Origin of the sequence: Paraplanobispora takensis, assembly GCF_016863195.1 — a bacterium.
Taxonomy (GTDB): domain Bacteria; phylum Actinomycetota; class Actinomycetes; order Streptosporangiales; family Streptosporangiaceae; genus Planobispora; species Planobispora takensis.
The window spans coordinates 62,071-84,271 of the sequence record NZ_BOOK01000007.1; the positions used below are offsets into that span (position 1 = coordinate 62,071).

Below are 22,201 nucleotides of genomic sequence, written 5' to 3' on the forward strand. Positions count from 1 at the left end.
GTGCGATCTTCGTATCGGCCTTCGTGCCGGCTCCGCCCGGCGTGGTCCCCGGGTGCACCGCGCTCACCGGCGCCTGGCCCGTACGGCCGCCGCCAGCGGAGTGTGCGGGCCCGCGGCGAGGATCAGCTCCTCCTGCAGGCGGCGCCGGGCCGGGCCGGTCAGCCGGTGGAACTGCGGGCCGGGCACGTAGCCGCCGGCCTCCTCACCGGCCTTCACCTGGGTCACCAGGCCGGCGTGGCGCAGGGCCCGCAGCGCGGCCTCCAGCTCGCCGATCGGCAGCATGGTGTGCCGCCGCAGCTCCTCCGCCTGGACGGGGAACGGCGACAGCCAGCTGTCGGCGGGCAGCAGGCCCTCGGCCCGGGGGATCGCCACCGAGTGGATCAGCACCAGCACCAGGACGGCGCGCTGGGCCTCGTCCGGGAGCGCGCCCGCCTCGGCCGCCGCACCGTCGGCGTAACCGGAGGTCCACCGCTCGCGGTCCTGGATCAGGACCCGGCCCCGGCGCTCCAGCATCTCCGCCAGCACCCGGCGCGGAGCCGGATCGCGCAGCGCGGGGAAGCGGGCCTCGTGCACCGGCTCGGCCGCGTGCTCCACCGCCATGAACGCGGCGACGATCTCCGCCCGGCGGCGCTCGTCGAAGGGGCCGAGCAGGTCCTCGTCCACGCCGCCGGGCGGTGTGACGCTCGCCGAGCCCCCGTCCGGCCCGGCGGCGGGCAGCACGTCGAGACCGGCCGCCTCCTGGCCGGGGGCGGGCAGGCGGCGCACCAGCTCCCGCAGCTGCGCGTGCGACTCCTCCGGCCAGCAGGCGCACCGGGGGCCGAGCCGTACGAGGCCGTCGGCCACCACCAGCCAGGCCGAGTCGTGCAGGCGGCGCAGCGCGCCGATCGCCCAGTTGCGCATGAGGTCGTCACCACGGCCGATCAGCGCCCGGTAGGCCGCCAGCACCTCGTCGACCGGCGCGGGCACGCCCGGCCAGGGACCGGCGGCCAGGTCGCTCCAGCAGCACTTCAGCGCCGCGGCCAGCACCCGCCGGGTCTCCCCGGACCGTTCCACGGCCACCGGGGCGACCTGGTATTCCTCCAGGAGCGAGGGGGTCGCCCCGTCGGGCCAGGCGGGCAGCGCCAGGCCGGTGCCGTCGCCGTGCTCCAGCCGGATCATCCCGTGCGGGACGGGCTCACCGGCCCCCAGCGGCAGCGGGCCGGTCGCCCGGGCGCGGGCGTGCGCGAGATCAGGCGTCATTGCCGGTCCTCTCCAGCACGCCGTGCGAGAGCCAGGCGGGCTCGGCGCCGGGGGCGGCGGTGAGCCCGTCGGACCAGCGCAGGCGGTAGGGCGACTCGGAGCGCAGGTCGATCGAGACGAGGTCGGCCAGCAGCCGGCGGGCGGAGACCCACTCGCCGTCGGCGGTCAGCAGCTCCTCCAGCCGCGCCGAGGAGCGCCCGCCGAGCGCGCTCTCGGCCACCGAGGCCAGCCGGTCGAGCCCGGCCGGGCCCGCGTCGTGGGAATCGGCGGGACCGGGGTCGGGCAGCGCCGAACGCGGGGGAGTGGGCTGCGCGGGCGCGGGCCGCGGGCTCTCGTCGACGGCCCTGACGATCGCCGCCGGGTCGTGCCAGGGGGCCGGGGCGTCGAAGACGAAGCCGTCGAGCACCGCGGCCAGTCGCTCCTTGCTGGCGGTCTGGGCGAAGGTCCGCCAGGTCTCGGCGGGCAGCAGGGTGAGGTTCCTCGTGGTGCCCGCGGAGTCGGCCAGCCGTCCGGCGGCGCGCCGGGAGGCGTCGCTGTAGGAGTAGATCGCGGCGCGCAGCTCGGTGCAGGTGCGGTCGAGGTCGGGCCAGCGGTTCAGGATCGTGCCGTGCAGGCTCTGCGCCCGGCGGGCGATCTCCTCGGTGCCCCAGAGCTTGGGGGCCTGCTCGCGCAACTCCTCGATGGTGCCGCCGGTCAGCGTGATCAGCTCCAGCGCCCAGAGCCGGAACGCCCGCGCCAGGTTCTGCGCGCTGGCGCGCGCCTCCTCCATGGTCGTGCGGGGGTCGGCGACGTTGAGATCCTCCAGCGCCAGCAGCCGGTGCATCTCGGACTGGCCGCCGTCGTCCATCATGCGCCGGATGAACATCAGCCCCACCACGCTGGTGAACGACGCCCGGTAGCGCAGCTGGTTGGGCTTGGGGAAGACCTCGCGGATCGCGCCCAGGCCGCGCAGCACGCGCAGGCGGTTCTCGAACAGCTCCACCGGGTGCGCCCGGCAGGCGTGCCGCATCTGCTCGTGGGTCAGCCACTCCTCGCCGGCCTCGGCGAAGGCGGCGAACAGGGTCTCGGCGATGTCGACCAGCACGGGGTCGTCCACGACCGCGCCGCTGTCGCGCGCGAGCGCGGCGAACATCCGGCGGTAGGTCGCGAGCACGGCCTCCTCGCCCAGGGCGGAGTCCAGCGTGATCTCGTGGTTCGTCTCTGGCACGCGGTATACCGTACGGCCTGCGCCCGACAATCCCGTCCCCGATCCGCCCGGGGCGATCGATCCGGGCGGCCCGGCGCGGGCCGTACGGAAAAGACCTGCTCGGAAGGGGGCCGCTCAGAAGAGGCCGGTCAGCGCAGGCAGCGGGACCAGCAGGTAGGCGCCGCCCGCCAGGGAGGCGGCCGCGACGAACAGGAACAGCACCACCCAGGCCCCGGCGGGCAGGAAGGTCAGCCGGGCGAGCTGGTCGGCGTCGGAGTCGGGCACCCGGCCGTGCCTGCGCTTGCGCCGCAGCTCCAGGATCGGCCGGACCCCGCCGAACAGCAGGAACCAGACGGCCAGATAGGCGATGATCGCGTCGACCTCCGGCGGCGCGTACCAGGTGAGCGCCGCGATCGCCCCGCCGGTGACCAGCAGGCTCACCACCCCGAACAGGTTGCGGATCATCAGCAGCATGGCGACCAGCAGCACGATCACGACCGTGATGAGGACGGCGATGTGCCCGGAGGCGGTCAGCCACGCGCCGCCCAGCCCCAGCAGCGACGGCGCGACGTATCCCGCGGCGGCCGTCAGGATCATGCCGGGGCCGGTGGGCCTGCCCCGGGTCAGGGTGACGCCGGAGGTGTCGGAGTGCAGCCGGATGCCCTGGAGCTTGCGCCGGGTCAGCAGCGCCATCAGCGCGTGCCCGCCCTCGTGCGCGATGGTGATCAGCCCCCGGGAGAGCTGCCAGGAGGTGGACCACGCCACGACGGCCAGTGCCGCCACGGCGGACAGCAGCACGACCCATGCGGGCGGCCCGGGCTGGGCCGTGGTAAGGGTCACCCAGACGTCGGTCAACGATCAGCTCTCCTCACGGGCGTTTCGGAACGGCGCAGCAAAGCGTCCCATGACATCGAGTCTGGTGGCGACAGGCGGGGAATGGTGGATAGCTGCCGGGATTATCTCGAGATCGCACCTGATAGATGGTGAAAACCGGTGATCCGGGGCAGGAGCGCCGGGCGGGGCCGCCGTCGCCGGGCGGGCCCGGCAGACCGGACGAGGAGGCGGACGTGGCGGATCGTCGGGTGCAGGACATGCGCGCCCTGGTACGAGGCCGTTCCCGGGGCGGGCTCGACTCCCCGGAGCGGTCGATGGACCCCCGCTCGGGGGAGGGCGAGCCGATCTCCTCGCGCTCGCGTGTCATCGACAGCGCGATCTACGCGGGCGGGCGGCGGGCGGCCACCCCCGCCTCGCTGCCCGAGGCCTTCGAGATCCTGAAGGACACCCCGGGCGGCATGGCCTGGATCGGCTTCTACCGGCCGGAGGGCTCGGTGATCTGCAACGTCGCCGAGGAGTTCGACCTGCACGAGCTGGCCGTCGAGGACGCCATCGTGGCCCACCAGCGGCCCAAGGCCGACCGTTACGACGACACGCTGTTCGTGGTGCTGCGCCCGGCCCGGTATCTCGACGACGTCGAGGAGGTCGACTTCGGCGAGCTGCACGTCTTCGTCGGCCCCAACTTCGTGATCACCGTACGGCACAGCGAGAGCCCGGACCTGTCACAGGTCCGCCGCCGGATGGAGGACGACCCCGAACTGCTGGCCCAGGGTCCGCAGGCGGTGCTGTACGCCATCCTGGACGCCGTCGTGGACGGCTACGCCCCGGTCGTCGCCGGTCTGCAGAACGACATCGACGAGATCGAGGTGGAGGTCTTCGGCAACGAGCCCGGCGTCTCCCGCCGGATCTACGAGCTGTCGCGCGAGGTGATCGAGTTCCAGCGGGCGACCAGGCCGCTGCTCGCCATGATCGACGGTTTCGTCGCGGGCGCCGAGAAGTACGGCCTGACCGAGGACCTGCAGACCTACCTGCGCGATGTGGCCGACCACGCGATCACCGTGGTGGAACGCGTCGGCGGGTTCCGGCAGATGCTCCACGACATCCTCGTGGTCAACTCGACCATGGTCGCCCAGGCCCAGAACGAGCACATGACCAACCTCACCGAGGCCAGCAACGCCCAGAACGAGGAGGTCAAGAAGATCTCCGCCTGGGCCGCCATCCTGTTCGCGCCGACACTGGTCGGCACGGTCTACGGGATGAACTTCGACGTCATGCCCGAGACCCACTGGGCCTGGGGCTATCCGTTCGCCGTCCTGCTGATGGCGGTCGTCTGCGTCACCCTCTATCTGGTCTTCAAACGCCGCGACTGGCTTTAGAGGGGGCGGCTCAGCCCAGGAGCTTGCGGGCGGCCTCTTCGATCTCGCCCTCGCACAGCAGCACGTGCCTGGCCGCGTCACCCAGCGGGATGAAGCTGTCGGAGGAGGTCACCCGGGCGATCCTGCCGGTGAAACCGGCGTCCAGCAGCTCGGTGACGATCCCCTCGGAGACGCCGCCGGTGCGGCGGGTCTCGTCGGCGATCAGCACCTTGCCGGTCAGCTCCGCCGCCCGCAGCAGGTCGTCCACCGGCAGCGGGGACAGCCAGCGCAGGTCGAGGACCCGGCAGCTGTGGCCCTCGGCGGTCAGCCTGACCGCCGCGCGCAGGCTCATCCGCAGGCCGTTGCCGAAGGTCACGATGGTCAGGTCGCGGCCGTCGCCGTAGCTGCGGGCGCGGCCGACCGGGACGTGGGTCTCCGCCCAGCGGGAGGAGGGGGCGTACGGCGCCAGCCAGCCGTTGTCGCCGTCGTCGAACATGTCGCGGGTGTTGTACAGCGCGATCGGTTCCAGGAACAGGCAGACGCTGCCGTCGGTGCGTGCGGCGGCGATGCAGGTGCGCAGCATCGCGGCGGCGTCGTCGGGCCGGGCCGGGGAGGCGATGATCAGGCCGGGGATGTCGCGCAGCGCGGCGATGGAGTCGTCGTTGTGGAAGTGGCCCCCGAAGCCCTTCTGGTAGGCGTAGGAGGGGACGCGCACGACCATCGGGTTGCGGTAGGCGCCGCGGGAGAAGAACGACAGGGTGGCCGCCTCGCCGCGGATCTGGTCCAGGGCGTTGTGCAGGTAGGCGAGATACTGGATCTCGGCGATCGGCAGCAGGCCCGACACGCCCGTGCCGAGTGCCAGGCCCAGGACGGTCTGCTCGTCCAGCAGCGTGTCGAACACCCGGCCGGCGCCGAAACGCTTCTGCAGGCCGCGGGTGACGCCGTAGACGCCCCCCTTGCGCGCCACGTCCTCGCCGAAGACCATCGCCTCGGGGTGGGAGGCCAGCGTGTCGGCCAGCGTCCGGTTGATCGCCTGGGCGAGGGTCAGCGGGCCCTCCTGCTCGGGCAGCCTGCCGCCGAAGGCCCTCTCCCGGTCCGGCGAGGCCACCGCCGAGGTCCGGGCGACTGCCTCGGGGGTGCGCGGGGCCAGCGGCTCCACGATGTCGGCGGCGGAGGTCAGGCGCGGGCGCCGGGAGCTCTCCATGGCCATCTTGAACAGGTGCTCGCGGGTCGTCTCGTACAGGGAGATCAGCCCGTCGGGCGTGGCCAGGCCGGCCTCGACGAGCAGCCTGGCGGTGGCGACCAGGGGGTCGCGCCCGATGTCGGCGTTGATCTCCCGCCTGGTCCGGTAGGACAGCTCCACGTCGGAGCCCGCGTGGCCCATCAGCCGGACCGTGCGCAGGTGCAGGAGGGCGGGGGAGCGGTGGGCGCGGACGTGGTCGGCGGCGGCCCGCGCCACGTCGTGGGCGTCGGCCAGGTCGCAGCCGTCGGCCGGGAAGTACTCCAGCAGGGGGTGGCGGGCGGCCTCCACCCAGCCGTTCGGGGTGCGCACGCTGATGCCCAGCCCGTTGTCCTCGCACACGAACAGCAGCGGCAGCCCGAGGCCCTGGTAGGAGCAGTAGGCGGCGGTGTTGAAGGCCGACAGGGCGCTGGCGTGGTTGAGCGAGGCGTCGCCGAAGCTGCACACCGCGATGGCGTCCTGCGGCCACCTGCCGCGCACGCCGAGCTGGTGGGCGCGCTCGATGGCGAAGGCCGTGCCCACCGCGCGCGGCAGGTGGCTGGCGATCGTGGAGGTCTGCGGGATCACCGCCAGGTCCGGATGGCCGAAGACCTTGTGGCGGCCGCCGGCGATCGGTTCCTCGGCCGCGGCGACCAGACCGAGCAGCACGTCGCGCATGCCCTCCTCGGGCAGCCGTCCGGCCATCGCCGATCTGGTCAGGTAGAAGGCCCCCGAGCGGTAGTGCAGCAGGGCCGGGTCGGTGGTGCGCAGGGCCGCGGCGACCGCGGCGTTGCCCTCGTGGCCCGCCGAGCCGATGGTGTAGTAGCCCTCGCCCTGTTCGCGCAGGTGACGTGCCGCGATGTCCAGCAGGCGGCTGCCGAGCTGGAAGCCGAACAGCTCTCTGCAGCGGGCTCCCGTCAGGCTCGTCCCGTCGCGCACCGGAGAGGCGGGATCACGGGGAACCCCGGGAACCAGGGTCGCCACCGTCTCGGAGAAGTGAGTCTCAACAGTGTCGCGCGCCACGCAACCGATTATGTCCTGGCGGAGCGTCCCCGTCGTCACCCTTGACTGCTTTGCTCGGCGGATCCTGTGGATCGGTCCTATTCAACAGTTATTAATAACTATTTGTCAGATGTGGCATCGATTTGCCGGATCGGGACGTCTACTTGACAGAACGATTACGTGGCACCCTCATGCCGCGTTCCATGCAACGGGGAGGATGACATCCGCATGTTGCAACGCACCCGATCCATCGCCGTCGTGGTGGCCATCGGTGCCGGAGCCCTCGCTCTGGCCCCGTCCGCGACGGCCGCAACCGGGACCGCCCTGGTCCCCGCCGCCTCCAGCGCGGAGGTCGCGGCCCTGCTGGACACCAAGATCGTCGATTTCGACGCCACCCCCGACCTGGTCGACAAGGGTGACAAGATCGAGGTCTCCGGCCGGCTGCTCCAGGACGACAAGGGCTGGAAGGGCTACGGCGGCCAGGACGTGAAGATCACTCTTCGCGCCAAGGACACCGACGCCTACCAGCACATCGTCACGATCAAGACCAACTCCGACGGCTCGTTCAAGGCGACGGTCAAGGCCGAGGTCACCGGCTGGTGGCGGGCGGAGTTCTTCGCCACCTCGGCGGCCAGGGGCTCGGTCAGCGACACCGACCGCGTCGACGTCAAGACGCCGCCGAAGTTCGTCTACAGCCGGATCGTCGACTACCGCGCCTGGCCCGACCCCGTGGACAAGGGCGACACCGTCCACGTCCGCGGCGTCCTGCAGGTCGACACCGACAAGGGCTGGGACGGCTACAAGGGCCAGAAGGTCCACGTGCTGTTCCGCGCCGACGGCTCGTCCCGCTGGGAGCACGTGGCCTCCGACTGGACCGACCACCACGGCCGCTTCGGCGTCAACGCCGAGGCCCGCACCTCCGGCCACTGGAAGGCCGTGTTCGAGGGCGCCAAGGGCGTCAAGGGCACCGACCGCACCCTGCACGTGGCGGTCCGCGAGCCGGAGCCCGAGCCCGAGCGCGCCGACAGCCGGGTGGCGAAGTTCAACGCCTCGCCCGAGCCGGTCCGCTACGGCCGTCATCTGAAGTTCACCGGCAAGCTCCAGGTCCGCGACGACGGGAGCTGGGACGGCTACCGGTCCAAGGTGGGGCTGTACTTCAAGCCCAAGGGCTCGCACAAGTGGTACTACGTGAAGACCGCGTGGTCCAACGACGACGGCAAGCTCTACACCAAGGCCAAGGCCTACAAGTCCGGCTACTGGAAGTTCGTCTTCAAGGGCGACGACGACTTCTACGGCGACACCAGCCGGATCGACTACGTCCGCGTCAAGCGCTGACCTCGGACAAGGTCAGACGCTGACTCCGGACGAGGCCAGAGGCTGACTCCGGACGGCCTTCGGCCCCGGCCGGAGAGCTGAAGGACCCCGGCCCGCCCTGCGGGCCGGACACGACGGCGGCCCGGGTGCTCGAGCACCCGGGCCGTCCCGTGCCCGCACCGGGCACCGCCCGGTCTCGGCGCCCGGTCTCCGCACCCTGCTTCACGCCCGGTCCCGGTGCCCCTGTCCCGGTGCCCCGGTCTCAGGCGCTCCCGGTGCCCCGGTCTCAGTCGCTCCCGGTGCCCCGGTCTCAGTCGCTCCTGCGGAACTGCACGATCGCCACCCCCAGCAGGACGGCGCCGATGAGGGCGACCAGGCCCAGCTCCAGGGGGACGGGGACCTGCCAGCCGAACCAGCTCACCCCGGGGTTCAGCGTGGCGTCGACCTCGGGCGGCACGTCCAGGCGGGAGAAGACCGCCTGGCGCATCGGGTCGACCGCGTAGGTCAGAGGGTTCACCGTGGTCAGCGCGTGCAGCCAGGGCGGCAGGTTGGCCAGCGGGAACATCGCCCCGGACAGGAACATCATCGGCATGATGGCCATCTGCATCAGGCCGAAGAAGGTCTGCATGTTCTTCATCCGCGCGGCGAGGGTGACGCCGAAGGCGGTGATGGTGAACGCCGCCAGGAACATCTCCGCCAGCAGCGTCAGCATCAGCACCGGGTCGTACGGCACGCCGACCAACCCGGCCATGGCCAGGATGACGACGCCCTGGCCGACCGCCACGACCGCCCCGCCCAGGCACTTGCCCACCACGATCGCCCCCCGGCTGACCGGGGCGACGAGCATCTCGCGCAGGAAGCCGAACTCCCGGTCCCACACGATGGACCCGGCGGAGAACATCGCGGTCATGATGACCGTCATCGCGATCATCCCCGGATACATGAACGTCCGGTAGTCGATCCCGGGGATCGCCCCCTGCGCGAGTGAGCCGAACCCGGTGCCCATCACGAACAGCCAGAGCACCGGCTGGATCAGCATCGAGAGCATGCGCGTGCGGTCGTTGACGAAGCGCAGCATCTCCCGGTGGAGCACGACCTTGACCGCGCGCATGTCGTGCCCGGCGGTGCGCAGGGGGATCCGCACGCTCACCACGTCGGTGGCCATCTTCTACCTCCTTCGGGGACCGGCCGGCCTCAGCGGCGGGCCATGGCCCGCATCCAGGCGTTCGCCGAGCCCTCGGCCTCGGCGTCGCGGATGGTCGAGCCGGTGTAGGACATGAACACGTCGTCCAGGGAGGGCCGGGACACGCTCACCGAGCGGATGGGCACGCCCAGCTCGGCGAAGAGCCTGGGCACGAACTGCTCGCCCGAGGCGACCGCGAAGGTCACCTGGTTCTCGCGGACCGCGGCCTCCAGGCCGAAGCGGTCGCGCAGCGCGGCGATCGCGGCCTCGTCGTCGGCGGTCTGGATCTGCACCCTGTCCTCCCCGACGCTGGCCTTGAGCGCCTCGGGGGAGTCGATCACCACGATCTCGCCGTGGTCGATGATCGCGATCCGGTCGCAGAACTCGGCCTCGTCCATGTAGTGCGTCGTCATGAAGATCGTGATGTCCTCGGCGCGCCTCAGCCGGTTGATGTACCCCCAGATGGCGGAGCGGGTCTGCGGGTCCAGTCCCACGGTCGGCTCGTCGAGGAACAGCACGCGGGGGGAGTGCAGCAGCCCCCGGGCGATCTCCAGGCGCCGCTTCATGCCGCCGGAGAAGGTCTGCACCTTGTCGCCCTTGCGGTCCCACAGGGCGACCATCTCCATGACCTGCCGGATCCGGTCGTCCACCAGCGCCTTGGGCACGCCGTACAACTCGGCGTGGAACCTGAGGTTCTGCTCGGCGGTCAGGTAACCGTCCAGGGTCGGATCCTGGAAGACCAGCCCGATGTTGCGCCGTACCTCGTCGCGCTCGCGCACCACGTCGTACCCGGCCACGGTGGCCGAGCCGCCCGAGGGGTCGGCGAGCGTGCAGAGCATGCTGATCGTGGTGGTCTTGCCCGCGCCGTTCGGTCCGAGGAACCCGAACACCTCGCCGGGCGCCACCTCGAAGTCGACGCCCTTGACGGCCTCGATCTTCCCGTACGTCTTCGTGAGGCCCTTCACGGCCACCGCTGTCTCGGCCATCGACACCGCCCCTCCGTGCGTCTTGGTCGATTCTTCTCCGCTGACCCCGTTTCCGTCTCCTTCTTGCCCCTAGGGCGAAATATACCGAATATCTAGATATAGTAAAGATATATCTTCAGCGAGGACCGAGGCGGCCAGCAGGAGCAGGAGCAGCGCGGGCAGCGGGGGCAGCGGGGGCAGCGGGGGCAGCGGGGGCAGAGCCCGGCTCTCGGTCATGCGCGACCTGGGTGCGCGCCTGTCCGGCGCGCCCCTTTTTGTTAGCGGTCGTTAATTTCCGGCCTCGGCGAGCGCCGCGCGGGCCATCGCGCGCATCAGGGGGGCCATGGCCTCGGGCGGCAGCTCGCCCGCGCTGTGCGGGGTGGAGTTGAGCAGGCCGAAGACGGCGTGGGTGGCGGCGCGCAGTCGGGCCGGCGGGCAGCCGGGGTAGAGCTCGCTCAGCACCGTGACCCACTCCTCGACGTACAGGCGCTGCAGGCGGCGGATCTGCCGGCGGGCCGGCTCGGGGACGTTGCCGAGCTCGCGGTCGTGCACGGTGATCAGCGCGGGGTGGCCGAGCGCGAACTCGATCTGGCCGTTGAGCAGGGCGTCCAGGGCCTGCTCGGCATCCGGGGCCGCGGTGACCCGGGCGGCGGCCGAGGCGTGCAGGCGCTCGCTGATGTCCAGCAGCATCTCGGCCAGCAGGGCCTCCTTGCCGCTGAAGTGCCGGTAGAGAGCGGGTCCCGAGGTGCCGACCGCCGTGCCGATGTCCTCGATGGACACGCCGTGGAAGCCGCGCGCCGCGAACAGCCGGGCGGCGGCGTCCAGGATCTCCGTGCGCCGTGACCCGCGATTGCGGGTAGGGGTCTGGGCAGTCGTCACCTCTCGCATAGTAGACGGTGACGTTAATGATGACTAACATCCTCGGCAGGGTTAGTGACCGTTAACCCCGGCAACGGAGCCGGGTGGAGGGGGCTCACATGGGTGGCTGGCCGGTGCTGCGAAGCACCTGCGACCCGGGCGGCGAAGGTTTCAAGGCCAACGCCGAGACCAACGAGCGGCTCGCCGCCGACCTGCGAGAGCGGGTCGCGACCGCCGCGCTGGGCGGCCCGGAGAAGTCGCGGGCCCGGCACGTCTCGCGCGGCAAACTCCTTCCCCGCGACCGCGTCGACACCCTGCTCGACCCGGGCTCCCGGTTCCTGGAGCTGTCCCAGCTGGCCGCCACCGGCATGTACGGCGACGAGGCCCCAGCCGCCGGGATCATCACCGGCGTCGGCCGGATCTCCGGCCGCGAGTGCGTGATCGTCGCCAACGACGCCACCGTCAAGGGCGGCACCTACTATCCGGTCACGGTCAAGAAGCACCTGCGGGCCCAGGAGGTCGCCCTCCACAACAACCTGCCGTGCGTCTATCTCGTCGACTCCGGCGGCGCGTTCCTGCCCAGGCAGGACGAGGTCTTCCCGGACCGCGAGCACTTCGGCCGGATCTTCTACAACCAGGCCACCATGTCGGCGCGGGGCATCCCGCAGATCGCCGCGGTCCTCGGCTCCTGCACGGCGGGCGGCGCCTACGTCCCGGCGATGAGCGACGAGGCCGTCATCGTGCGCAACCAGGGCACGATCTTCCTGGGCGGCCCGCCGCTGGTGAAGGCCGCCACCGGCGAGGAGGTCACCGCCGAGGAACTGGGCGGCGGCGACCTGCACGCCCGGGTCAGCGGCGTCACCGACCACCTGGCCGAGGACGACGCGCACGCCCTGCGGATCGTCCGCGACATCGTCTCGACCCTCGGCCCCCGGCCGGCCACGCCGTGGGAGCGCGTGCCGTCCGAGGAGCCCGCGCACGACCCCCGCGACCTGTACGGCATCGTGCCCGCCGACACCCGCACGCCGTACGATGTCCGCGAGGTCATCGCCCGGATCGTCGACGGCAGCCGCTTCGGCGAGTTCAAGGCGGAGTACGGCTCCACGCTCGTCACCGGCTTCGCCCGCATCCACGGCCACCCGGTCGGGATCATCGCCAACAACGGCATCCTGTTCGCCGAGTCCGCGCTCAAGGGCGCGCACTTCATCGAGCTGTGCGACCGCCGTTCCATCCCGCTGGTCTTCCTGCAGAACATCAGCGGCTTCATGGTCGGCCGGGCCTACGAGGCCGGGGGCATCGCCAAGCACGGCGCCAAGATGGTCACCGCCGTCTCCTGCGCCCGGGTGCCCAAGTTCACCGTCGTCATCGGCGGCTCGTTCGGCGCGGGCAACTACGCCATGGCCGGACGCGCCTACTCGCCCCGCTTCCTGTGGATGTGGCCGGGCGCCCGGATCTCGGTCATGGGCGGTGAGCAGGCCGCCAACGTGCTGGCCACCGTCCGCCGCGACCAGCTCGGCGACGCCTGGAGCGCGGATGAGGAAGAGGAGTTCAAGCGGCCCATCCGCGAGCAGTACGAGGACCAGGGCAACCCCTACTACTCCACCGCCCGCCTGTGGGACGACGGCGTCATCGACCCGCTCGACACCCGCACCGTCCTGGGCCTGGCCCTGTCCGCCTCGGCCAACGCCCCTCTCGACCCCGTCGGCTACGGCGTCTTCCGGATGTGACCGCGACCATGACCAGCAAACCGACCACCGCATCGGCCCAGGAATCGGCCCAGGAATCGGCCCAGGAATCGACACGGCCCGCGATGTTCCACACCGTCCTCATCGCCAACCGGGGCGAGATCGCCCTGCGGATCATCCGCACCCTCCGGCGGCTGGGCGTCCGCTCCGTCGCCGTGCACAGCGACGCCGACGCCGGGGCGCCGCACGCCCGCGAGGCCGACGTCGCGGTCCGGCTCGCCGGCGGCTACCTCGACATCGAGGCCATCGTCGAGGCCGCCGCGGCCACCGGCGCCCAGGCCGTCCACCCCGGCTACGGTTTCCTGGCCGAGAACACCGCCTTCGCCCGGCGCTGCGCCGAGGCCGGGCTGGTCTTCGTCGGGCCGCCCGCGGAGGCCATCGAGGCCATGGGCGACAAGATCCGCGCCAAGGAGACCGTCGCGGCCGCCGGGGTACCGGTGGTGCCCGGCGCGGCCGAGCCGGCCGACGACCTGCTCACCGCCGACATCGGCTTCCCCGCGCTGATCAAGCCGTCGGCCGGCGGCGGCGGCAAGGGCATGGTGCTGGTCCGCTCCGCCGCCGAGCTGCCGGACGCGCTGGCCTCCGCCCGCCGTACGGCCGCCGCCGCGTTCGGCGACGCGACCCTGCTGATCGAGCGGTTCGTGGAGAACCCCCGGCACATCGAGATCCAGGTGCTGGCCGACGCCCACGGCAACGTCATCCACCTGGGCGAGCGCGAGTGCAGCCTGCAGCGCCGCCACCAGAAGATCATCGAGGAGGCGCCGTCCCCGCTGCTCGACCCCGGGACCCGGGGCCGGATGGGCGCCGCCGCGGTGGAGGCGGCCCGCTCCGTCGGCTACGTCGGCGCCGGGACGGTGGAGTTCATCGTCCAGGGGGCCACGGCCGACTACTACTTCATGGAGATGAACACCCGCCTGCAGGTCGAGCACCCGGTCACCGAGATGGTCACCGGCCTGGACCTGGTCGAGCTCCAGCTGCGCGTGGCGGCGGGCGAGCGGCTCCCGCTCACCCAGGACGAGGTACGGCTGCGCGGCCACGCCGTCGAGGCCCGCGTCTACGCCGAGGACCCCGCCCGCGGCTTCCTGCCCACCGGCGGCCGCATCCTCACCCTCCACGAGCCCGGCGCCTCCGGCCCCGAGGGCATTCCCGGCCGGGGCGTCTCCGGTGTTGCGGGCACCCCGGATGCTTCCGGCGGGTCCGGAATTTCCGGCGCTGGCGCGCCTGAAATTCCGGAAATTTCAGCATCTCCCATGGTCCGAGTGGACTCCGGCATCGCGGTCGGCGGGAGGGTCGGCAGCGACTACGACCCGATGTTGTCGAAGGTCATCGCCTGGGGCCCGGACCGGGCGAGCGCGCTGCGCACCCTCGACGGCGCCCTCGCCGCGACGACCGTCCTCGGGGTGACGACGAACGTCGCCTTCCTGCGGGCGCTGGTCACCCACCCGGAGGTGGTCGCCGGCGACCTCGACACCGGCCTGGTCGAGCGCCGCCTCGACGAGCTGGTCCCCGGCGCCGCGACCCCCGAGGACGTCCTGGCCGCCGCGGCCCTGCTCCTGCAGCACGAGCGGGTGCCCGCCGGCCCGGCCGGCCCGTGGGATGTCCCCGACGGCTGGCGGCCCGGCTCCCCGGCCGCGTGGACCACCTGGCGCCTGGAGAGCCGAGACGGCGTGGCCGAGATCGCCGTGCGGGGCCTGCCCGCCTCCGGCGCCGAGGTCCGGCTGCCCGCGCACGAGGGCGAGGACGGCGACCGCATCCTGCGGGCGCGGCTGGAGCGGGACGGATCGGGCCTGCTCGTCACCCTCGACGGGGTACGGCGGCGCTACACGGCCGCCCGCGACGGCGACACGGTCTGGCTCGGCCGCGACGGCGACACCTGGTCGCTCACCCGCCACCACCTGGGCGATCCCGGGGACCGGGCGGGCGCGGCCGGGGCCGGGGACGGCGTGGTCCGCAGCCCGATGCCCGGCACCGTGCTCCTGGTGAAGGTGAGCGCCGGTGAGCGGGTCGAGCAGGGCCAGCCGCTGGTCATCGTCGAGGCGATGAAGATGGAGCACACCGTGACCGCCCCCGTCGCGGGAACGGTCGCCGAGCTGCCGGTCCGCGCGGGCCAGGCGGTCGACATGGACGCGGTCCTGGCCGTCGTCGGGCCGGAGGAGTCGTGAGGGCCGGATCGGGCCGGACGGCGCGGCGCGGCGGGAGCCGTACCGGGTCAGCCGCGACGGCCCCGTCGGGCCGTACGGCGACGCGGCCGGGCGGGAGCCGTACCGGAGGAGGAGCGTGATGCAGGAGCCGTACCGGATGGAGGGCCTGCCGCAGCGGGTCACGGTCTACGAGGTCGGCCCGCGTGACGGGCTGCAGAACGAGTCCGCCGTGATCCCCGTCGAGGTCAAGGCCGAGTTCGTGGCCCGGCTGGCGGCGGCCGGGCACCGGGTGATCGAGGCGACGAGCTTCGTGCACCCCAAGTGGGTGCCCCAGCTGGCCGACGCCGCCGAGCTGCTGACGTCGATGGAACGGGTCCCCGGCGTGCGCTACCCGGTGCTCGTGCCCAACGAGCGCGGGCTCGACCGGGCACTCGAACACGGCGTCACCGAGATCGCGATCTTCGGCAGCGCCACCGAGACGTTCGCCGCCAAGAACCTCAACCGCACGCTCGACTCGCAGTTCGAGATGTTCGCGCCGGTCGTCGCGCGGGCGCTGGAGCACGGCCTGAAGGTCAGGGCCTACGTCTCGATGTGCTTCGGCGACCCCTGGGAGGGACCGACCCCGATCGCCCAGGTCGTCGAGACCGGGCGCAGGTTGCTCGACCTGGGCTGCTACGAGCTCTCCCTCGGCGACACCATCGGCGTCGGCACCCCCGGGCACGTGAGCGCCCTGATCGAGGCGTTCGGCGGCCCCGACCGGTTGGCGGTGCACTTCCACGACACCTACGGCCAGGCCCTGGCCAACACGCTGGCGGCGCTGCGCGCGGGCGTGAGCGTGGTGGACGCCTCGACCGGCGGCATCGGCGGCTGCCCGTACGCCGAGAGCGCCACCGGCAACCTCGCCACCGAGGACCTGGTCTGGATGCTGCACGGCCTCGGCGTGGAGACCGGGCTGAACCTCGACGCGCTGGTGGAGACCAGCACCTGGCTGGCCGCCCGGCTCGGCCGTCCCAGTCCCTCCCGGGTCGTCCAGGCCCTCTCACCCAGGAAGTAAGCGCGATGAAGCTGACCGAAGAGTACGAAGACCTGCGCAAGACCGTCGAGGCGTTCGCCCACGACGTGGTGGCCCCGGTGATCGGCGAGCTGTACGAGCGCGAGGAGTTCCCCTACGACATCGTCCGCCAGATGGGGCAGATGGGCCTGTTCGGCCTGCCCATCCCCGAGGAGCACGGCGGCATGGGCGGCGACTACTTCGCGCTCTGCCTGGCCCTGGAGGAGCTGGCCCGGGTCGACTCCAGCGTGTCGATCACCGTGGAGGCCGCGGTCTCGCTGGGCGCCATGCCGATCTACCGGTTCGGTACGGCCGAGCAGCGCGCCCAGTGGCTGCCCAAGCTGGCGACCGGCGAGATGCTCGGCGCGTTCGGCCTGACCGAGCCGGGCGGCGGCTCCGACGTGCCGGGCGGCATGCGGACCACCGCCGTGCTCGACGGGAACGAGTGGGTGATCAACGGCTCCAAGGCGTTCATCACCAACTCCGGCACCGACATCACCGGCGTCGTCGGCGTGGCCGCGATCACCGGGCGGCGCGCCGACGGCCGTCCCGAGATCTCCACCATCCTGGTCCCGGCGGGCACGCCCGGCTTCACCGTCGCCAAGAAGTACTCCAAGGTCGGCTGGAACTGCTCCGACACCCGCGAGCTGGCCTTCACCGACTGCCGGGTGCCCGCCGAGAACCTGCTCGGCGAGCGCGGCCGGGGCTACGCCCAGTTCCTGCAGACCCTCGACGAGGGCCGCATCGCGATCGCGGCGCTCTCGGTCGGCCTGGCCCAGGGCTGCGTGGACGAGTGTCTGCGCTACGTGCGCGACCGCCAGGCGTTCGGCCACCCGATCGGCCACTACCAGGCCATCCAGTTCAAGATCGCCGACATGGAGGTCCGCACCCACACCGCCCGCCTGGCCTACTACCACGCGGCCGAGAAGATGCTGGCCGGCGAGCCGTTCAAGAAGGAGGCGGCCATCGCCAAGCTGGTCTCCTCCAACGCCGCGATGGACAACGCCCGCGACGCCACCCAGATCTTCGGCGGGTACGGGTTCATGAACGAGTACCCGGTGGGCCGCTTCTACCGCGACGCCAAGATCCTGGAGATCGGCGAGGGCACCAGCGAGGTCCAGCGCATGCTGATCGCCCGCCAGCTCGGCCTGGGCGACCTCTGATCCGGGAATCCATCCGGCCGGCCCTTTCCGGGGCGATGGATAATCTGCATGTTCTCGTCCCTTCCGGGGCCGGCCTGAAATCATTCAGTGAAATTTCGGATGGCATTCCATTCGGTTGACAAAAAAGGTCTCCTCACTCGGAGAGCGGATTACCTGAAGGTCAGGGCCTGGGAGCCGAGGAAGGCGGTTTCGTTTCCGACGCTGACGAAACAGGTGGTGGCGGCGCAGTCCACGGTGCCGACCGAGGCGCCGGTCGGGGTGGCGCCCTGGAATGTCTTGCGCACGACGAAGGCCGTGTCGGCCGAGCCGGCGGCATCGGTGGTGACGGTCTTGACGGTGTCCCCGTTGCACGCCAGCTGGTCGTTCACGGTGGCGCACTGGACGATGCTGAATTCCGTGCCCGCGGCGGCGCCGGTGACGGTCACCGTGGCGGTGGCGCCGTCGGTCAGGCCGGTGGCGGGGCTGACGGAGAAGCCGGGGGCGGCGGCGAAGGCTGCGGGCTGGGAGGCGAGGGTGAGTCCGCCGAGGGCGACGGCGGTGGCGATGCCGAGCTTGGTGAGGAGACGGGACTTGTTCTGCATTTCTTGACTCCTTTTTCGCTGCGATTGACTCGCGCTTGCAAGGAAAATCTTGCTGCATTCACGCGGGCTGGGACATGAATGCCGGAGTCAGCAAGATGCCGGGCGATATCCGTTTCCTGTCAGCCGTGAGGCTTTCCATTCCGGCGACTTCGGCCGGGCGGCGCCTTGGTAGTCTCGGCCGGTGACGACGATTGCGCAGATCTCGCTGGGTGTCGCGGACGATGTGCGGGCGGGGGAGTTCTGGAGCCGGGCGCTGGGATACGTGCGGCGGGCGCCGCGTTTCGAGGGTGACGAGTGGATCGTCCTGGAGCCTCCGCCGGGAGTGGCGGGGGTCGCGATCGCGATGGACGTGAGCGAGAGTCCCGCCGCCGAGTTCCCCCGCATCCACTTCGATCTCAGTGCGGGGGAGCGCGATCTCGACGAGGAGGTCGACCGGCTGGTGGCGCTGGGGGCGCAGCGCGTCGACTGGCCGCACTATCCGGGCGACCCCCGGCCGGAGGAACCGGCGTACGTCGTGCTCGCCGATCCGGAGGGCAACCGGTTCTGCGTCGAAGGACGCCGTACCGGCTCCCGGCGGCCCGGCTGAGACCCCGGGCGGGTTCTCTTCAGGAGGTGGTCGGGCGCAGATGGGTGCGCTGGCCGTCGTGGTCGAGGATGGCCAGGACCTCGGCCGGGCCGTCGTGGGCGCCGAAGGCGTGCGGGATCATCGTGGAGAACTCCGCCGCCTGACCGGTCTCGACGAGGATGGTCCGCTCTCCCAGCAGCAGGACGACGGTGCCCGACAGGACGGTGAACCAGTCCTTGCCGGGATGGACGTTCAGCTCCGTGCTGCCGTGCTGAGGCGCCGGCCTGGTGATACGGATCTTGGCCACGGTCATCCCGGGATCCCGGCTCAGCAGCCAGGAGGTCATCCCCCGGGCCTCGTCGCGCTGCGGTCTGATCACCACGTCCTCGTCGGCCTCGGACTCCACGAGCTGGTCGAGGGTGGTGCCCAGGGCGCGGGCGATCGAGACCAGCTGGTCGAGGCTGATCCGCCGGTGGCCCGTCTCGATCCGGCTCAGTGTGGAAGGGCTCAGATAGCAACGGGCGGCCAGGTCGTCGAGTGACCAGCCGCGGGCCGTGCGCAGCCCTCTGATCCGCTGCCGGACCAGACCGTCGAGTTCGGCGTCTTGCTTCATACGCAAAACTGTATGTCATAAGTGCAAGCCGCGCATACAGTCGGAGTATGACGAGCCACCAGCGGCATTCCCGCGAACACCAAGGTCACGACCACGGCCACAGTCAGGGCCACGGCCACGGCCACGGCCACGGCCACAGTCACGGGCACGGGCACGGGCACCACGAATCCGCGGCCCTGGCCGAGGTCCTGGATCTCGACGCCGAGGTGCTGCACTCCTATCTGTCCGAAGTGACCGGCTGGGTCGGCGAGCTGACCGCGGACCGGCCTCCGCGCCGGATCCTCGACCTGGGCAGCGGGACCGGCACCGGCTCCTTCGCCCTGCTCGGGCGCTTCGAAGGGGCCGAGGCGATCGCGCTGGACATGTCCGAGGACATGCTGCGCCGCCTCGAAGCGAACGCCCGCGCCCTCGGGCTGGCCGATCGGATCCGCACCGTCCGGGCGGACCTGGACGCGTCCTGGCCGCAGCTCGACCCCGTCGACCTGGTGTGGGCCTCGGCCTCCCTGCACCACATGGCGGACCCCGATCGCGTCCTGGCCGACGTCATGGCCACCCTCCGCCCCGGAGGGCTCCTGATCGCGGCGGAGATCGACTCCTTCCCGCGTTTCCTGCCCGACGACCTCGGCTTCGGCCGTCCCGGGCTCGAAGAGCGCTGCCACGCGATCGTGGCCGAGATGCGGGCCGTCGACATGCCGACCATGGGCTCCGACTGGGGGCCGCGCCTGGCCGAGGCCGGGTTCGCCGTCGAGGCCGAGCGGGTCTTCGCCGTCGAACTGACCTCTCCGCTGCCGGCCTCCGCCGGTCGCTACGCCCAGCTGTCCCTGGGGCGCACGCGCCCCAGGCTGGAAGGCCGGCTGGACGCCGAGGACCTGGCCGCCCTCGACAGGCTGCTCGACGGCGACGGCCCGGAGAGCATCCTGCGGCGCGAGGACCTGTCCGTGCGCACCGTCAGGACGGTGTGGGTGGCCAGGCGCCCGTGAGGTGAGCCGCCTCCAGGTCGCCGGCGGTGCCGTACCGGGCCGCCCTCCGCCCGCTGGAACGATCCATATGCGGGTTCCGCCGAGCGGTGCGAGCATCGTCGGACGACCTGGAAGGTGGAATGACATTGAGTGGGACTGCGGTTCAGCCGAACGAGACGACGGTGCCGTTGATGCCGTGCGCCTCGCTGGAGGAGACCCTGGCGTTCTACGAGGCGCTGGGTTTCGAGGCCACCTACAGGCAGAGCAGACCCTATGTCTACCTGGCGCTGAAGTGGAGCGGGTTCCACCTGCACTTCGGCCCGGCGCCCAAGGGGCTGGACCCGGCCCGGGAGGAGTCCGGCGGCTGCCTGGTCATGGTCGACGACGTGGCGCCCTACCACGCCGCGTTCGCCGCGGCGATGCGCCGGGTCCACGGAAAGGTGCTGACTTCCGGCCTTCCGCGGATCACCCGCTACCGGCCGGGCGCCTCCCGGTTCACGCTGATCGACCCGTCCGGCAACTCGATCGTCTTCATCCGGCGCGACGAGCCGGAGGAGCTGGAGTACGGCGGCTCGAAGAAGCTGACGGGCCTGGCCAAGGTGCTGGACAACGCCCGGATCCTGCGCGAGTTCAAGAACGACGACCTGCAGGCCTTCCGCGCGCTCAAGTCCGGGATGCGCAGGCACGGCGCGGACGCCCCGGCGGCCGAGCGGGGCATCGCCCTGGGCCACCTCGTCGACCTGGCCGCGGTCCTCGGCGAGTCCGTCGAGCCGTGGGCCTCCGACCTGCGCGGCCTCGAGCTCACCGCCGACGACAGGCGGCGCGTCGAGTCGGAACTCGGGCATCTGGCCGGACTGCGGGAGTGGCTTGCCCCGCAGGAGCGGGACTAGATCGTCAGGTCCGGGCGGCGATCCCGCGCAGCACGATGGCCAGGCCGCCGTGGAACTCCTCGTCGGCGCCGAGGAGGAGTGCGTGGCCGGCCGTCTCGGCCATGCGGGGGAACTCGGCGCGGGGCAGAGCGGCGATGGCGGCGGTCCCCTCGCCCGACAGCGGGCCCAGGTGCTCCAGCTGGATCGCGCCGATCAGATAGCTCAGCAGGGCGCGCAGCGCGAGGACCCGTTCGGGGCCCTGGACGCCGGCCTCGGTGAGGACTTCGAGCACCGCCTCCGACCAGCGCAGTAGGCCCGCCGAACGGTGCCGGTGGGTCATGGTCAGCGGCACGGCCTCCGGGTGCGCGCCCACCCGGTCGCGCACCCTGCCGGCCAGGACCGTGATCCGCTCCTGCCATGACGCCCCGGGCGGGACGGAGGTGTCGACGCCGTCGAGTACGAGCTCGACCACGAGTCCCTCCAGCTCGCCGCGGTCGCCGACGTAGCGGTAGAGCGCCATCGTGCTCATCCCCAGCTCCGCGGCGACCGTGCGCATCGACAGGGCCGCGAGCCCGTCGCGGTCGATGACGGTGAGGGCCGCGGCGGCTATCTGTCCCTGGGTGAGCGAGCGGGGGCGTGGCATGGCGGTTGAAAGTGTACGCCATACGCCTAAAATCGTAAGCGTATGCCGTACGCCTACGAGAGGTCCCCGATGCGTCTCCGTCCCGGCTTCACCGTCCCCGCCCGCGAACTGTCCTACGTCACCGGGCCCGCGGTCCCCCTGCCCGATCCCGGGCGCCTGGTCCACCTGCAGTTCCGGCGCTTCGCCGGCTGCCCGGTTTGCAACCTGCACCTGCGCTCCGTCGTCGCCCGGCACGCCGAGATCGAGGCGGCCGGCGTCCGCGAGGTGGTGGTCTTCCACTCCCCGGCAGAGGAGCTGGCCGAGCACGTCGCCGACCTGCCGTTCGCCGTCGTCGCCGACCCGGGTAAGCGGCTCTACGCGGAGTTCGGCGCCGAGTCGGCCGTCCGGGCGCTGCTCGACCCCCGGGCGTGGGCGACGATCGTCAGGGCCGTCGTGCGCAGCCTGCGGGAGATCGCCCGCGGGCGCGAGCGCGGACCGGCCGCCCGCCCGCACGGCGGCCGGTTCGGGCTGCCGGCCGACTTCCTGATCGATCCCGACGGCCGGGTGGTCGCGTGCAGGTACGGCGAGCACGTCTACGACCAGTGGCCGGTGGAGGAGGTGCTGGCCCTGGCGGCCGCCTGGAGATCGCAGGCGGACGAGGGCGTGCGGGGCCGCCGGCCCGGAGGCGGCGCGCGGTGACCGCGCCGGAGTCCTCATCCGATTCTCAGGCTGCGGAT

Annotated in this window: 20 protein-coding genes; 10 read left to right on the forward strand and 10 right to left on the reverse strand. The window is 71.9% G+C overall.

Going from position 1 to position 22,201, the window contains the following annotated elements; all coding sequences use genetic code 11:
* Positions 1-63: 63 nt before the first annotated feature.
* The 3 genes from Pta02_RS06320 to Pta02_RS06330 all read right to left on the reverse strand — a co-directional run bounded on the left by Pta02_RS06320 (position 64) and on the right by Pta02_RS06330 (position 3,280).
* Complete coding sequence (locus Pta02_RS06320; protein WP_203873732.1) at positions 64-1,239, reverse strand: hypothetical protein; 1,176 nt, start codon at positions 1,237-1,239, stop codon at positions 64-66.
* Positions 1,229-2,446 (reverse strand): hypothetical protein, encoded by a 1,218-nt coding sequence (locus tag Pta02_RS06325; RefSeq protein WP_203873733.1) that lies wholly within the window; start codon positions 2,444-2,446, stop codon positions 1,229-1,231. Before Pta02_RS06325 ends, Pta02_RS06320 begins: the two co-directional genes overlap by 11 nt.
* Positions 2,447-2,560: 114 nt before the next feature.
* Positions 2,561-3,280: a M50 family metallopeptidase gene (locus tag Pta02_RS06330; RefSeq protein ID WP_203873734.1), complete on the reverse strand. Its 720-nt coding sequence runs from the start codon at positions 3,278-3,280 to the stop codon at positions 2,561-2,563.
* Positions 3,281-3,492: 212 nt separating this feature from the next.
* On the opposite strand from Pta02_RS06330, the gene Pta02_RS06335 reads away from it, so the two are divergent.
* Positions 3,493-4,635: a magnesium and cobalt transport protein CorA gene (locus Pta02_RS06335; RefSeq protein WP_239129739.1), complete on the forward strand. Its 1,143-nt coding sequence runs from the start codon at positions 3,493-3,495 to the stop codon at positions 4,633-4,635.
* Between the two features lie 10 nt (positions 4,636-4,645).
* Here the strand turns inward: Pta02_RS06335 and Pta02_RS06340 are convergent, their stop codons facing one another.
* Entirely contained in the window at positions 4,646-6,856 is a 2,211-nt protein-coding gene (locus Pta02_RS06340; RefSeq protein ID WP_203873735.1) for a thiamine pyrophosphate-dependent enzyme, read from the reverse strand.
* 207 nt (positions 6,857-7,063) lie between these two features.
* On the opposite strand from Pta02_RS06340, the gene Pta02_RS06345 reads away from it, so the two are divergent.
* A complete protein-coding gene (locus tag Pta02_RS06345; RefSeq protein ID WP_203873736.1) occupies positions 7,064-8,170 on the forward strand; it encodes a hypothetical protein in 1,107 nt (368 codons plus the stop codon).
* A 289-nt stretch (positions 8,171-8,459) separates the two neighbouring features.
* On the opposite strand, the gene Pta02_RS06350 is transcribed toward Pta02_RS06345, so the two are convergent.
* The 3 genes from Pta02_RS06350 to Pta02_RS06360 all read right to left on the reverse strand — a co-directional run bounded on the left by Pta02_RS06350 (position 8,460) and on the right by Pta02_RS06360 (position 11,185).
* Positions 8,460-9,314 carry an ABC transporter permease gene (locus tag Pta02_RS06350; RefSeq protein ID WP_203873737.1) on the reverse strand — a complete coding sequence of 285 codons (855 nt, stop codon included), beginning with the start codon at positions 9,312-9,314 and terminating at the stop codon, positions 8,460-8,462.
* A gap of 29 nt (positions 9,315-9,343) precedes the next feature.
* Positions 9,344-10,318: an ATP-binding cassette domain-containing protein gene (locus tag Pta02_RS06355; protein WP_203873738.1), complete on the reverse strand. Its 975-nt coding sequence runs from the start codon at positions 10,316-10,318 to the stop codon at positions 9,344-9,346.
* Positions 10,319-10,585: 267 nt separating this feature from the next.
* Positions 10,586-11,185 (reverse strand): SACE_7040 family transcriptional regulator, encoded by a 600-nt coding sequence (locus Pta02_RS06360; protein ID WP_203873739.1) that lies wholly within the window; start codon positions 11,183-11,185, stop codon positions 10,586-10,588.
* Between the two features lie 89 nt (positions 11,186-11,274).
* Here Pta02_RS06360 and Pta02_RS06365 point away from each other — a divergent pair, with 89 nt between their 5' ends.
* The 4 genes from Pta02_RS06365 to Pta02_RS06380 all read left to right on the forward strand — a co-directional run bounded on the left by Pta02_RS06365 (position 11,275) and on the right by Pta02_RS06380 (position 17,255).
* Complete coding sequence (locus Pta02_RS06365) at positions 11,275-12,882, forward strand: carboxyl transferase domain-containing protein (protein ID WP_203873740.1); 1,608 nt, start codon at positions 11,275-11,277, stop codon at positions 12,880-12,882.
* 83 nt (positions 12,883-12,965) lie between these two features.
* Positions 12,966-15,062, forward strand: a complete 2,097-nt coding sequence (locus Pta02_RS06370; RefSeq protein WP_203873815.1) for an acetyl/propionyl/methylcrotonyl-CoA carboxylase subunit alpha — start codon at positions 12,966-12,968, stop codon at positions 15,060-15,062.
* Positions 15,063-15,180: 118 nt separating this feature from the next.
* Complete coding sequence (locus Pta02_RS06375; protein ID WP_203873741.1) at positions 15,181-16,095, forward strand: hydroxymethylglutaryl-CoA lyase; 915 nt, start codon at positions 15,181-15,183, stop codon at positions 16,093-16,095.
* A 5-nt stretch (positions 16,096-16,100) separates the two neighbouring features.
* Entirely contained in the window at positions 16,101-17,255 is a 1,155-nt protein-coding gene (locus tag Pta02_RS06380) for an acyl-CoA dehydrogenase family protein (protein WP_203873742.1), read from the forward strand.
* A gap of 149 nt (positions 17,256-17,404) precedes the next feature.
* Here the strand turns inward: Pta02_RS06380 and Pta02_RS06385 are convergent, their stop codons facing one another.
* Positions 17,405-17,836: an enediyne antibiotic chromoprotein gene (locus tag Pta02_RS06385; RefSeq protein ID WP_203873743.1), complete on the reverse strand. Its 432-nt coding sequence runs from the start codon at positions 17,834-17,836 to the stop codon at positions 17,405-17,407.
* A 181-nt stretch (positions 17,837-18,017) separates the two neighbouring features.
* Between Pta02_RS06385 and Pta02_RS06390 the strand changes: the two genes are divergently transcribed.
* Entirely contained in the window at positions 18,018-18,422 is a 405-nt protein-coding gene (locus Pta02_RS06390; protein ID WP_203873744.1) for a VOC family protein, read from the forward strand.
* A 19-nt stretch (positions 18,423-18,441) separates the two neighbouring features.
* Here Pta02_RS06390 and Pta02_RS06395 read toward each other — a convergent pair whose 3' ends face one another.
* Positions 18,442-19,014 carry a helix-turn-helix domain-containing protein gene (locus Pta02_RS06395; RefSeq protein ID WP_203873745.1) on the reverse strand — a complete coding sequence of 191 codons (573 nt, stop codon included), beginning with the start codon at positions 19,012-19,014 and terminating at the stop codon, positions 18,442-18,444.
* A 47-nt stretch (positions 19,015-19,061) separates the two neighbouring features.
* On the opposite strand from Pta02_RS06395, the gene Pta02_RS06400 reads away from it, so the two are divergent.
* Positions 19,062-19,994: a class I SAM-dependent methyltransferase gene (locus Pta02_RS06400; protein WP_203873746.1), complete on the forward strand. Its 933-nt coding sequence runs from the start codon at positions 19,062-19,064 to the stop codon at positions 19,992-19,994.
* Positions 19,995-20,155: 161 nt separating this feature from the next.
* Positions 20,156-20,863: a DUF8817 family protein gene (locus tag Pta02_RS06405; protein ID WP_507763414.1), complete on the forward strand. Its 708-nt coding sequence runs from the start codon at positions 20,156-20,158 to the stop codon at positions 20,861-20,863.
* Between the two features lie 4 nt (positions 20,864-20,867).
* On the opposite strand, the gene Pta02_RS06410 is transcribed toward Pta02_RS06405, so the two are convergent.
* Positions 20,868-21,485: a TetR/AcrR family transcriptional regulator C-terminal domain-containing protein gene (locus Pta02_RS06410; protein ID WP_203873748.1), complete on the reverse strand. Its 618-nt coding sequence runs from the start codon at positions 21,483-21,485 to the stop codon at positions 20,868-20,870.
* A gap of 42 nt (positions 21,486-21,527) precedes the next feature.
* Between Pta02_RS06410 and Pta02_RS06415 the strand changes: the two genes are divergently transcribed.
* Complete coding sequence (locus Pta02_RS06415; RefSeq protein ID WP_239129740.1) at positions 21,528-22,163, forward strand: peroxiredoxin-like family protein; 636 nt, start codon at positions 21,528-21,530, stop codon at positions 22,161-22,163.
* The last annotated feature ends 38 nt before the right edge of the window (positions 22,164-22,201 follow it).